The 12,191-nt window shown below is 72.3% G+C and carries 12 protein-coding genes; 7 read left to right on the top strand and 5 right to left on the bottom strand.

Translation table 11 applies throughout. The annotated features are described in order from the left end of the window. Positions 1 to 399 precede the first annotated feature (399 nt). Both GA0074704_RS29695 and GA0074704_RS21235 read left to right on the top strand, forming a co-directional pair. On the top strand, positions 400 to 2,376 hold the full coding sequence (locus GA0074704_RS29695) for an AfsR/SARP family transcriptional regulator (RefSeq protein WP_088972123.1): 1,977 nt from the start codon (positions 400 to 402) through the stop codon (positions 2,374 to 2,376). A gap of 86 nt (positions 2,377 to 2,462) precedes the next feature. Continuing rightward, entirely contained in the window at positions 2,463 to 3,179 is a 717-nt protein-coding gene (locus GA0074704_RS21235) for an AMIN-like domain-containing (lipo)protein (RefSeq protein WP_088972122.1), read from the top strand. A gap of 54 nt (positions 3,180 to 3,233) precedes the next feature. On the opposite strand, the gene GA0074704_RS21230 is transcribed toward GA0074704_RS21235, so the two are convergent. The 4 genes from GA0074704_RS21230 to GA0074704_RS21215 all read right to left on the bottom strand — a co-directional run bounded on the left by GA0074704_RS21230 (position 3,234) and on the right by GA0074704_RS21215 (position 5,056). Continuing rightward, positions 3,234 to 3,509, bottom strand: coding sequence for a hypothetical protein (locus GA0074704_RS21230; protein WP_088972121.1), 276 nt, complete (start codon positions 3,507 to 3,509; stop codon positions 3,234 to 3,236). 48 nt (positions 3,510 to 3,557) lie between these two features. Continuing rightward, positions 3,558 to 3,989, bottom strand: coding sequence for a RusA family crossover junction endodeoxyribonuclease (locus GA0074704_RS21225; RefSeq protein WP_088972120.1), 432 nt, complete (start codon positions 3,987 to 3,989; stop codon positions 3,558 to 3,560). 180 nt (positions 3,990 to 4,169) lie between these two features. Beyond that, on the bottom strand, positions 4,170 to 4,406 hold the full coding sequence (locus tag GA0074704_RS21220) for a hypothetical protein (RefSeq protein ID WP_172880687.1): 237 nt from the start codon (positions 4,404 to 4,406) through the stop codon (positions 4,170 to 4,172). Positions 4,407 to 4,477: 71 nt separating this feature from the next. Next, entirely contained in the window at positions 4,478 to 5,056 is a 579-nt protein-coding gene (locus GA0074704_RS21215; protein WP_088972118.1) for a DsbA family protein, read from the bottom strand. Between the two features lie 235 nt (positions 5,057 to 5,291). Between GA0074704_RS21215 and GA0074704_RS21210 the strand changes: the two genes are divergently transcribed. From GA0074704_RS21210 to GA0074704_RS21195, 4 genes are read left to right on the top strand one after another with little or no spacing between them, the layout of a single operon-like run. After that, positions 5,292 to 6,581 (top strand): ABC transporter substrate-binding protein, encoded by a 1,290-nt coding sequence (locus tag GA0074704_RS21210; protein WP_088972117.1) that lies wholly within the window; start codon positions 5,292 to 5,294, stop codon positions 6,579 to 6,581. Next, positions 6,578 to 7,576: a carbohydrate ABC transporter permease gene (locus tag GA0074704_RS21205; RefSeq protein ID WP_088972116.1), complete on the top strand. Its 999-nt coding sequence runs from the start codon at positions 6,578 to 6,580 to the stop codon at positions 7,574 to 7,576. The genes GA0074704_RS21210 and GA0074704_RS21205 overlap by 4 nt, the downstream gene beginning before the upstream one ends. Before the next feature lies 1 nt (position 7,577). Continuing rightward, complete coding sequence (locus tag GA0074704_RS21200) at positions 7,578 to 8,414, top strand: carbohydrate ABC transporter permease (RefSeq protein WP_088972115.1); 837 nt, start codon at positions 7,578 to 7,580, stop codon at positions 8,412 to 8,414. Between the two features lie 9 nt (positions 8,415 to 8,423). After that, a complete protein-coding gene (locus GA0074704_RS21195; RefSeq protein WP_088972114.1) occupies positions 8,424 to 9,629 on the top strand; it encodes an ABC transporter ATP-binding protein in 1,206 nt (401 codons plus the stop codon). A gap of 497 nt (positions 9,630 to 10,126) precedes the next feature. On the opposite strand, the gene GA0074704_RS21190 is transcribed toward GA0074704_RS21195, so the two are convergent. Next, on the bottom strand, positions 10,127 to 11,227 hold the full coding sequence (locus GA0074704_RS21190; RefSeq protein ID WP_088973862.1) for a winged helix DNA-binding domain-containing protein: 1,101 nt from the start codon (positions 11,225 to 11,227) through the stop codon (positions 10,127 to 10,129). Between the two features lie 289 nt (positions 11,228 to 11,516). Here GA0074704_RS21190 and wrbA point away from each other — a divergent pair, with 289 nt between their 5' ends. Next, positions 11,517 to 12,137, top strand: coding sequence for an NAD(P)H:quinone oxidoreductase (gene wrbA / locus GA0074704_RS21185; RefSeq protein WP_088972113.1), 621 nt, complete (start codon positions 11,517 to 11,519; stop codon positions 12,135 to 12,137). The last annotated feature ends 54 nt before the right edge of the window (positions 12,138 to 12,191 follow it).

Below are 12,191 nucleotides of genomic sequence, written 5' to 3'. Positions count from 1 at the left end.
CGTTGCGGGCGCTGTCGGTCGGCGAGGAGTACGTGCGATGCGACCAGAAGCGATCGGCCGGCCCGCCGCTCCACCTCGTCCAACCCAATGGTCGGGCCACCGAACGGCACCGACCGATCAGCCGTGCGGGGGATTGGCGGGGTGCTCCCCGGGGTATGGACTGGCAGCGATCGCGCCCTCCGGCCGCAGGTGAGCCGCCCGCTTTGTGTCACGCGGAGTGTTGAAGTCGGTGACCTGCGTGAGCGCAGCGTCGGCGAGCGGCAATCCATCACGTCGACACGCCGTCTCCGGCCATAGATGTTCGTCACCCTTGCTGCGCCGCTGGCCTGGCTTGTTCCGTCCCTGACTGTCCATTTAGTCTGGGCCCGCTCAGGCCGCTAACGGGGGGAAAGCGACGAGATGCAGCTGGAGATCCGACTGCTGGGCACTGTGGAGGTACTCACCGACGGCCGGGTCACCACACCGGGCGCGGCCAAGCGCAAGGCGATCCTCGCCGGCCTGGCCCTGGAGGCCAACCGGTCGCTCTCGCTCAACCAGATCGCCGAGATGACCTGGGCGGAGGACCGCCCGGCCTCGGCGGTGGCCAACATCCGCAGCCACGCCGCCGCGCTCCGCCGGATCGTCGGTGACCGGCTGGTCGCCCGGACGAACGCGTACGAACTCCGGTTGGCGCCGCACGAGCTGGACGTGGCGGAGTTTCAGCGGCTGGCCGCGGAGGGACTGAGCGGCCGGACCACCGGCGACCCCGGGCAGGTGCTGGAGCGGTTGACCGCCGCGCTGGCGTGCTGGCGCGGCCCGGCGGGTGACGACCTGCCCCGGGGCACCGCCCTGGACAACCGCTGGGCCAGCCTGGACGAGCAGCGGCTGCACGTGTTCGAGCAGCTGACCGACGCCCGGTTGAGCGTCGGCCAGCACGGGCAGTTGCTGCCGGAGCTGCGCCGGCACCTGGCCGCGCACCCGCTGCGGGAGCGAGCCTGGGCGCAGCTGATGCTGGCGCTCTACCGCTGCGGCGACGTCACCGGCGCCTTGTCGGCCTACCGGGACGCGCACGACGTGCTGAGCGAGCAGCTCGGTCTCGACCCGGGGGAGGAGCTGGCCACCCTGCACCGGGCCATGCTCGACCGGGAGCCGGAGCTTCACTACGAGGCCCCGAACGCTCCCGTCGGGACGACCCGGACCTCGGCCGTACCCGTGGGGACGACCGACCCGCAGGCCGTGTCCGCCGGGACGCCCGACGCCGCGGCCACCGGGGACCCGACGGAGCCGGGTCCCGTCGGGTCCGCCGGGCCGCAGGCCGCCCGGGTCGACGCGGCGCTGTCGGTAGGCCCGCTCGTGCCGCGGGAACTCCCCGCCGACCTGGCCGGCTTCGTCGGACGTACCCGGGAGGTGGCCGCCGTGGTCGCGGCGGTGACCGCCGCCGCCCCCGCCGCGGTGGTGGTCGCGGGCGCGGTGGGGTCGGGCAAGTCCGCGCTGGTGGTCCGCGCCGCGCACGCGGTGGCCGACGAGTTCCCCGACGGGCAGGTCTTCGTCGACCTCGCCCAGCGGCCGGGGATCACGCCGCACGCGATGCTGGGTCGGGTGCTGCGGGCGCTCGGGGTGCCCCCGGCCGACCTGCCGGAACACCTCGACGAGCGGGCCGGGCGGCTGCGCTCGCTGCTCGCCGCCCGGCGGGTGCTGATCGTGGTCGACGGGGTGACCCACCACGCGCAGGTCCGGCCGCTGATCCCGGCCGGCCCCGGCTCGGCGTTGATCGTCGCCGGACAGCGCAGGCTGCACAGCCTCGACGGTGTCCGCCGGGTGGTCGTCGGTCCGCTCGGCGCCGCCGACGCCCACCGCCTGCTCGCCGGGTTCGCCGGCCCGGAGCGGCTGGCCGCCGACCCGGCGGACACCGCCGGCCTGATCCGGGTGTGCGCGGGCTCCCCGCTGGCCCTGCGGATCGTCGGGTCCCGGCTGGCCGGCTGTCCGGGCCTCACCCTGCGTGACCTGACCGGACAGCTCGTCGACAGCCGCCGCCGGCTCGACTGGCTGGCCCACGGTGACCTCTCCGTGCGGGACCGGCTCGCCGCCGGGTACGCCGCCGTCTGCGCCGGTGACGACGTGGCCGGCCGGCTGCTGGAGGTGCTGGGCAGCTCGACGCAGGCGGCGGCGCTGCCCGAGCGGGCAGCGGCCCAACTGGGTGTCTCCACCCACCGGCTCCGGCTCGCCCTGGAGAACCTGGTCGACGCGCACCTGGTCGTGCGGGACGAGTCGGACCGCTACCGGCTGCCCGCGCTGATCCGCGAGTTCGCCGCCGAACTGCCCACCCGGCCGGCCGGCCTGCCGGCGTCCCACGCGCACCCGCTGACCGGGTGGCGGGTGGAGCCGCTGGCCGCCTGAGCGCCCCGGGGTCGGTGCGCCGGCAGCCGCAGGAATCGGACGATCGGCCCTGGTCAGGGCCGGTTCGAGGGGCGCACGCTGGGGAGATGACAGATCGGCGCGTACCACTGCTGTTGAGCCTGGTCGTGCTGCTCGCGGCGGCCTGCTCGGCCGACCCCGACGGCACGGCGTCCGCGCCCGGCACGCCGGCGGTGTCCGGGACGAGCGCCACCGCGCCGACGGCCGCCGCGACCGCGACCGGCCGCGCGCCCTCCGCGCCGGTGCTGCCCACATCGGCGGCCTCCCGGCCGGCGCCGGCCGCCGGCGACTGGCGGGTCACCTACGGCTGGGCCGTGCCCACCACGCCCGCCCGGGTCGACCACGTCGTCCGCCCGCCGGTCACCCCCGAGCCGGGCCTGCCGCTGTCCACCCTGACCGGCGTACGCGTCGGAGACCACCCCGCCGAGGGCTACAGCCGGATCAGCTTCGTCTTCCGCGGGCCGACCCCCGGCTACGAGGTGGCGTACGTGCCGCAGGTGACCACCGACGGCAGCGGCACCCCCGTCCGGCTGCCGGGGGCGGCGTTCCTCTCCGTGGCCTTCCGCTCCGCCCAGGCCCACGACGCGCACGGCGCCAGCACGGTGACCACCGCTCCGCCGGCAGCGATCGGGTTCCCGACCCTGCGCGGCTGGGCCGACGCGGGCGACTTCGAGGGCCAGGTCAGCTTCGGTCTCGGTCTGACCCGGGCGGTGTCGGTCCGGCTGGCCGAGTCGACCGGGGCCGACGGCGGCCACGTCGTCTCGGTCGACGTGCGCCGCGGCTGAGCACGGTGCGACCCGGCCCCGCCCGGGGTCGGGCGGGGCCGGGTCACCGGTGGTTCAGGAGACCTCGCCGCGGACGATCGCCACGGCCACGCGGCAGAACTCGTCCATGTCCGGGTTGAAGCCGGCGGCGATGTCGGGGTGCAGGCCGGAGCGGGTCTCGTCCAGCAGCCGCTGGCAGACCTGCTCGACCGGCTCACCGGCGTAGCTCGAACGGACCCGTTCCGTCGCCGCCTGCAGGGCCGAGGTCAGCTGCTCCTCCAGCGGGCCGCGCAGCTTCTGCTGCACAGGATCCAGCCCGCTCGGGTCGAGCGTGACATGTGGCTCCGACATTCGGCGCTCCCTTCGTCGGCGTCCGCGATACCCCGCCGCGGACCTCGATCAAACCCCGGCCGGCGCGGCGGCGACCCGCACCCGATAGGAGAACTCCTCCGCCGGCTCTTCCACGTACGACAGGCGGCGGATCTGCCGGTCGTCGGAGTAGAGCGCGACGTCGACGAGGACGCCCAAGTGGGCCAGGCCGATGTTCGACACCCGCTTCTTGTCCTGGAGCACCGCGCACACCCCGCCCAGCAGGGTGCTGGCGTCGGAGGTGCGGTGCCCCGGCGGGCAACGCAGGGTCAGGTCCACCTCGATCGGGCCGCCCAACGGGGTCCAGCCGGTGCGCTGGGCCGCCGTGCAGGCCGCCTGGAGCAGGGCGCGGACCCTCGTCGCCTGCCGGTGGCCGGCGGCGAAGATGGACAGCGCCTCGGTCTTGACCGGGGGCAGGCCGCTCACCTCGAACGTCAGGGCGAGAGCGCGGGTGTCCTGCACGACGGCACCTCCTCGTAGGACGATCCTGCCCAACCGGTGACGCGGCGGAGGGACTTCCCGTCAGAACCAACCGATCGGGCGGGCGGGGGTCGGCCGGAGGCGTATCGACTTCGACGGCGACGCGCGCTGCGGAGCAGGTCACAGGCTAGTCGACCGGCAGCGCGCCGGGTAGTCGCCCGGTCACCTGGTGGGACGGGCCCGCCGGGCGGGGGTCGCCGTCAGGCGGTGGGTCTTGGCGGGAACGCGCAGAACTGGTTGCCGGTGCGCGGCTCGGGCGCCGTGTTGACCCAGATCGACTCCGCCCCGGAGCGACCCCCGCGGGTCCACCCGGGTGTCGCCGTCGCCCGTGTCGACCAGCTCCCCATCGAGGATGCCGGCCCAGAACGCGCCGGGCGCGTGCGCGTCCGTCGCGTCCATGCAGAGATCCTTGAAGCGCGCGATCATCCGGCCATCATGCCGCCCGGATGTGACATCGCGTGGCGAGCCGGTCAGCGGCGGCCGCGCTTGATCTCGTGGAAGGTGCCCAGCCGCAGCAGCGGCACCAGCGAGTCCCAGATGGTCAGCGCGTCCTCGGTGCCGGGGACCTCGGTGACGATCGGCCCGTGCATGCCGCGCTCGGCACCGGGGATCATCAGCACCGGCGAGCCGATGTCCGGGCCCGCCGAGGCGTACGACAGGGCGTGCGACTCGCGGACCGCCTCGTCCCAGCGCTCGTCGTCCAGCGCGGGCGCCTCGGACCCCAGACCGGCCGCCTCGACGGCCTCGGCGCCCAGCTTGTCCGACGGCGGGTTGCCGGCGTCGTGCGTGCGGGCGCCCAACTCGGTGTAGAAGCGGCCGGCGTCGTCGTGGCGGCCCTGCGCCCGCAGCGCCTCGACCAGGCGCAGCGCCCGACCTGAGGCGGCCATCGCCTCGGCGAACTGCGGCGGCACGTTGCCCTCGTTGAGGATGGCCAGGCTGAACGCCCGCCACTCGACGGCCAGGCCGCGGGCCTCGGCCACGGCGACCAGCCAGCGCGACGCGCGCCAGGTCCACGGGCAGGCGGGATCGAAGAAGAAGGTGGCGTCCATCGGCCGAGCGTACGGCCGGGGCAGGCCGTCCGCAGCGTGGTGATCTGCGCCACACTGCGGCGACGCGGGCGGCTCACGGCCGGGTCAGGTTTCGCGACTTCGCAGGTCGGGCAGTGTTACCGCACGAAACGCCCGGGGTCGGGCGGGTTCCACCCCACCGGTCCCGGGTCGTTCCGCCGTGCGCCGGGGCACGGACCGCCCCACCCCGGCTCTCGCCGAAGGAAGGGGGAGGGCGATGACGACGGACCCCGACGAGTCGCGACACCGGCGCCGGCCACGCGTACGCCTGGCCGCGACGGCCGCCGCATTGACCTTGGTGGCGCCACTGGCAGCCTGTGGTTCGGGTGCCAGCGAGGGTACGCCCACGCTGAACCTGTACTACCCGCCGGAGCAGAACCTGCAGAAGGTGGTCGACGACTGCAACCAGCAGGCCCAGGGGCGCTACAGGATCGCCTACCGGGTGCTGCCGCGGCAGGCCGACGACCAGCGGGTGCAGATGGTGCGTCGGCTCGCCGCCGAGGACACCGGGATGGACATCCTCGGCCTGGACGTCACCTGGACCCAGGAGTTCGCCAGCGCCGACTGGATCCGCGAGTGGACCGGCCAGGACAAGGCCGACGTCGAGCAGGGCACCCTCGCCGGCCCGTTGGAGACCGCGCGGTACGAGGACAAGCTCTACGCCGCGCCGAAGAACACCAACGTCCAGCTGCTGTGGTACCGCAGCGACCTGGTCCCCGAGCCGCCGAAGACCTGGGACCAGATGATCCAGCAGGCCAAGGAGCTCAAGAGCCAGAACAAGCCGTACCAGGTGCTCACCATGGGCGCCCAGTACGAGGGCCTGGTGGTGCTCTACAACAGCCTCGCCGAGAGCGCCGGCGGAAAGATCCTCAGCGAGGACGGCAAGAAGGCGGTGATGGACGACGGCACCGTCAAGGCGCTGGAGCAGCTGCAGCGCTTCGCCACGTCGGGCGTGACGTCGCCGTCGTTCAGCAACGCCGTCGAGGACCCCGTACGGCTGGAGTTCCAGAACGGCGGCGGCGCCTTCCAGGTCAACTGGCCCTACGTCTATCCGGCGTTGCAGGAGGGCGACCCGGAGCTGGCCAAGAAGGTCAAGTGGGCCCGGTACCCGGGCGTCGAGGAGGGCACCCCCGGCAAGGTCACCATCGGCGGTATCAACATGGCGGTCAGCGCCTACTCCAAGCACCCGAAGGAGTCCTTCGAGGCCGCCAAGTGCATCCGCAACGAGAAGAACCAGAAGTTCTCCGCGATCAACGACGGTGTGCCGCCGACCATCGAGAAGATCTACGCCGAGCCGGAGATGGAGAAGGCGTACCCGATGAAGGAGACCATCCTCGAGGAGCTCAAGGACCCGGCGGTCCGCCCGCTGAACCCGGCCTACCAGAGCATCTCCACCGTCATGTCGGCGTACCTGTCGCCGCCCTCGGCCATCCAGCCGCAGCAGACCGCGGACCGGCTGCGCAAGGCCATCGGCGACGCCCTCGACTCGAAGGGAGTGCTGCCGTGAGCATCAACGCGACGCCCACGGGCGCGGACGTCAGCGCGGAGGAGACCGAACGCTCCACCGGCCGGCACGCCGTGGCGCCGACGCAGCGGGCCAACCGCCGGGAGAAGACCGCGCTGAGCGAGAACAAGCGGGCCGAACGCAAGCTCGGCTGGCTGCTCTGCGCGCCGGCCGCGCTGGTGATGGTGCTGGTCACCGCGTACCCGATCATCTATTCGATCTGGCTCTCCCTGCAGCGCTTCGACCTGCGCTTCCCGGACGAGCGCGAGTTCATCGGGCTGCAGAACTACGTGACCGTGCTGAGCAACCAGTTCTGGTGGACCGCCTTCGGCGTCACCATGCTGATCACGGTGGTCACCGTCGCCGTGGAGCTGGTGCTCGGCATGGGACTTGCGCTGATCATGCACCGGACGCTGGTCGGCCGGGGCATCGTGCGGACCGCCGCGCTGATCCCGTACGGCATCGTCACGGTCGTCGCCGCCTTCTCCTGGAAGTACGCCTGGACGCCGGGCACCGGCTACCTGGCGAACCTGATGGACGGGTCGGCGCCGCTGACCGAGCGGGCCAGCTCGCTGGCGATCATCATGCTGGCCGAGATCTGGAAGACCACGCCGTTCATGGCCCTGCTGCTGATGGCCGGGCTGGCGCTGGTCCCGGAGGACCTGCTCAAGGCCGCCTCCACCGACGGCGCCACCTCCTGGCAGCGGTTCACCAAGGTGATGCTGCCGGTGATGAAGCCGGCGATCCTGGTCGCGCTGCTGTTCCGGACCCTGGACGCGTTCCGGGTCTTCGACAACATCTTCGTGCTGACCGCCGGCAGCAACGAGACCTCCTCGGTGTCGATGCTCGCCTACAACAACCTGATCCGGGGCCTGAACCTCGGCATCGGCTCCACGATGTCGGTGCTGATCTTCATCACCGTGGCGATCATCGCGTTCGTCTTCGTGAAGCTGTTCGGCACCGCTGCCCCGGGCAGCGACGATGGGGAGAGGCGCTGAGATGTCGGTCGAAACCACCACGCGGGCGAAGCTGCGCTGGGGTCTGCTGGACGTCATCGTCGTCGTCTTCGCGCTGATCCCGGTGCTCTGGATCGCCTCGCTGTCCTTCAAGACCCCGGCGACCCTCGCCGACGGCAAGTTCTGGCCACGCGAGTGGACGCTGGACAACTACCGCACCATCTTCGACACCAGCCAGTTCGTCCGGGCGCTGGTCAACTCGATCGGCATCGCGCTCATCGCCACGCTGATCGCGGTGGTGCTCGGCGCGATGGCCGCGTACGCGATCTCCCGGCTGGACTTCCCCGGCAAGAAGCTGCTGGTCGGGGTCTCGCTGCTGATCGCGATGTTCCCGCAGGTGTCGCTGGTGTCGCCGCTGTTCGAGATCGAGCGGCAGCTGGGTCTCTTCGACACCTGGCCGGGGCTGATCCTGCCGTACATCACCTTCGCGCTGCCGCTGGCGATCTACACGCTGTCGGCGTTCTTCAAGCAGATCCCGTGGGACCTGGAGAAGGCGGCGAAGATGGACGGCGCCACCCAGGGCCAGGCGTTCCGGCGGGTCATCGCCCCGCTGGCCGCGCCCGGGCTGTTCACCACGGCCATCCTGGTCTTCATCTTCTGCTGGAACGACTTCCTGTTCGCCATCACGCTCACCTCGACCGAGCGGGCCCGTACGGTCCCGGTGGCGTTGTCGTTCTTCACCGGCGAGTCGCAGTTCGAGGACCCCACCGGGGCGATCTGCGCCGCCGCCGTGGTGATCACCATTCCGATCATCCTGTTCGTGCTCTTCTTCCAGCGCCGCATCGTCTCCGGCCTGACCTCCGGCGCCGTCAAGGGATAGGTGACAACAATGGCTGACATCGTGCTGGACAAGGTGAGCAAGCGGTTCCCGGACGGGACCACCGCGGTGCAGGACGTCGACCTGGAGATCGCCGACGGCGAGTTCGTCATCCTGGTCGGCCCGTCCGGCTGCGGTAAGTCCACCACCCTCAACATGATCGCCGGGCTGGAGGACATCAGCTCCGGTGAGCTGCGCATCGGCGGGGAACGGGTCAACGACAAGGCCCCCCGGGACCGCGACATCGCCATGGTCTTCCAGTCGTACGCGCTCTACCCGAACATGAGCGTGCGGGAGAACATGGCCTTCCCGCTGCGGCTGGCGAAGCTGGACAAGGCCGAGATCGACCGGAAGGTCGACGAGGCCGCCAAGGTGCTGGAGCTGACCACACTGCTGGACCGCAAGCCGGCGAACCTCTCCGGCGGCCAGCGGCAGCGGGTGGCGATGGGCCGGGCGATCGTGCGCCAGCCCAAGGCGTTCCTGATGGACGAGCCGCTGTCCAACCTGGACGCCAAGCTGCGCGTGCAGATGCGGACCGTCGTGTCCAAGCTGCAGAAGCAGCTGGGCACCACCACCGTCTACGTCACCCACGACCAGACCGAGGCGATGACCCTCGGCGACCGGGTGGTGATCATGCGCGGCGGCGCGGTGCAGCAGGTCGGACCGCCCCAGGAGCTGTACGACCACCCCCGCAACCTCTTCGTCGCCGGGTTCATCGGCTCGCCGTCGATGAACTTCCTGCACGCCGCCGTGCAGGACGGCGCGCTGCGTACCGCGCTGGGCGACGTGCCGATCGGCGACCGGGTCCGCCGCGAGCTGGAGGGTGCCGACGCGCCCCGCGAGCTGATCCTCGGCATCCGCCCCGAGCACTTCGAGGACGCCGATCTGATCGACGACGACACCCGGCGCCGGGGCCTGGAGTTCGAGGCGCCGGTCGACATCGTCGAGTCGATGGGCTCGGACAAGTACGTCTACTTCACCGTCGAGGGGGAGCGGGCCAGCGCGGCCGAGCTGGAGGAACTGGCCGCCGACGCGGGCGCGGACTTCAGTGGCGGTGGCGCGAACCTGGTCACCCGGCTCTCGGCCGAGTCGCCGGTGCGCGAGGGGGAGAACCGGCGGGTCTGGTTCAACCTGGAGAAGATCCACCTGTTCGACCCGTCGACCGGCCGGAACCTGACCCTGCACGAGGGTCGCTCCGCCGGCGCCCTGGGCGACTGATCCTCGCGGGCCGCCCGAGTCCCTTCGGGAGTCGGGCGGCCCACCGGCCCCCGGCTGCGCTGCCTCTTCTGGCGGTTTCCCTTGCCGGGCAATGCCCTCCCTGCGGTACCCCTCGGCTGCGCGCTGTTCAAGCCGAGCGGTCCGTCGGCTGCGTCGGCCTCCGGGCCCACCGGCCCACCCGGCGTCCAGACCCGCCCAGCGTCCGGGCGCCCACCGGCCTCCGGATCCGCCCAGCCCGCGGGCCCACCGGCTCTCGCCGGGCCATGACCAACCCGAGCGTGATACCTCAGAGGAATATTGATGACTCTGAGGTATCACGCTCGAATCGATTGTCGCTTCCGGCGCTGGTCACCGTGCGTGTGCTGCCGGCCGTGCCGGAACAGCCAGGCTCATCGGCTCCCTGCCAGCGTTCGCCGTGCTCCAGGAACCGGTGTCGGCCCCGATGCGCCGGTGAGCCGGGCGGCGCACCGCCGGTCACCCGGACGCGCCGCAACCGGTCAGTCCGCCCAGTCGACCCGGGCCGGAAGACCGAGGAAGCGGGCGTAGCCGGCCAGCGCCGTGTCCACCGCCGCCCGGTCCAGGTCGGCCAGCGGCTGGACCACGATGCTCACCCGGGTCTTGGCGATGGTCCGCGTCCAGGTGCCGACCACCCGCCCGCCCCGCACCACCGTCGACCGGAACATCCCGTTGTTGCCCGGCACGATCGCCTGCTGGTGCGCCGGGTCGAGCATCAGGCTGCGGTCCTTGAAGCCCAGCAGGTACTCGTCGAAGCCGGGCAGCACGCGCACGTCGTCCACCGGGTCGCGGGGCGCGTCGAGCAGCGTGCGGTGCAGCACCGAGTCCACCCCGTCGACCGAGGCGGTGGCGAGCTCGTCGCCGGCCACGGCGACCGCCCGGCGCGCGTCGGCCATGGTGAGCCCGGTCCAGCCCGCGAAGTCCCGCACGGTGGTGGGCCCGTGACCGCGGAAGTAGCGCAGGGCGAGGATGCCCAGCGCCTCGTCGCGCTCCGGCAGGTGCGGGTCGGGCGCCCACTCGTCCAACAGGGCGAAGGTCTGCTCCGTGCCGACGTGCGGGGCGATGCAGGTGACCCCGCGCTGACTGGCGTACCAGAGCAGGTGGTAGCCGCGCTGCCCGCCGACGTCGAGGCCGGCCCCGGTCAGGGCGGCCAGGCACTGGGCGCGGGTCAGTCGGCCGCCGCCGGCCAGCGCCGTGCCGAGCACGTCGGCGGCCCGGTCCGCGTCGGCCTCGGTGAGGCCGAGCACGGCCCGTCGGGCCGCGGCACCGGACAGCGTGCGTACGCCGGTCAGCCCCAGCATCCAGCGGGCGTCTCGGGACGGCACCAGGTGCACGGTGCCCCGCATCGGCCAGGTTCGCAGGGCCTCCCGGCGCTCCAACGCGGCCTGGACGTCACCGAGCGTCAGAGCCGGCAGGCGGACGCCCAGCGACCAGAGGCCGCTCGCCATGTCCTGGGCCTGCATGGCGCCGAACCACTCGACCACCCCGGCCACGTCGTCCGGACGGGCGGCCGGGTGTGGTCGCAGCAGCAGGCTGCTCATCCGCAGGGCCAGCGCCTGCGCGCCGGTCAGTGCCACGGTCATGACCGCCTCCCGTCGCTGGTGGACGGTCAGCATAGGCAGCGGGTACGACGCTCCCCCGCGCTCGCGGACCCCGATCGCGCTCCGCCGACGCGACGTCGGCGTAGCGCGATCCCCCGTCCAGGTGCACCGTCGGGCGGGCGCCGGGTGCGACCAGGATCCCCGGCGCGGCCGATCGGGAGAGCGTCTGCTGCCGGAACTTGCGCAAATCTTGAGCACGGACCGCAGACGTTTGACGCCGCAAGTAAGGGGTAGTCGCCGGAGCTGATCCACAATGAGGGAGGCACATGTGATGGACGGCCAGATCAAGGTCGCGGTCATCTACTACAGCGCGACCGGCATCACCTACCAGATGGCGCAGGCGGCCTGCGAGGCCGCGGGCGAAGCCGGCGCCGAGGTACGGCTGCGCAAGGTACGGGAACTGGCCCCGGAGGAGGCCATCCGCTCCAACTCCGGCTGGCAGGCGCACCACCTGGAGACCCAGGACGTCATGGAGGTCGAACTGGACGACCTCACCTGGGCCGACGTGGTGATCTTCGGCTCGCCGACCCGGTACGGCATGATCTCCGCCCAGCTGAAGCAGTTCATCGACACCACCGGCCCGCTCTGGGCCCAGGGCGCGCTGGCCAACAAGGTCTACTCGGCGTTCTGCTCCACCGCCACCTCCCACGGCGGCCAGGAGTCCACCATCCTGTCGCTGCTCACCGTCTTCTACCACTGGGGCGGCGTCGTGGTCACCCCCGGCTACACCGACCCGAGCCAGTTCACCGCCGGTAACCCCTACGGCGCCTCGCACACCAGCAACAACGGCGAGACCGCGCCGGACAGCGTCGCGCTCGGCGCCACCGCGCTGACCGCCAAGCGGGCCATCCAGATCGGCGCCGCCCTCAAGAAGGGGCTCGCCGCCGGCTGACCGGTCACCGCGTGGCGACCGGTGGCCCGGGCGGGGGCTCTCGACCCGTCCGGA

Origin of the sequence: Micromonospora siamensis, from assembly GCF_900090305.1 — a bacterium.
GTDB classification, from domain to species: Bacteria; Actinomycetota; Actinomycetes; order Mycobacteriales; family Micromonosporaceae; genus Micromonospora; species Micromonospora siamensis.
The sequence above is the reverse complement of the archived record's forward strand: the minus strand, read 5'-3'. Positions and strand labels throughout refer to the sequence as shown.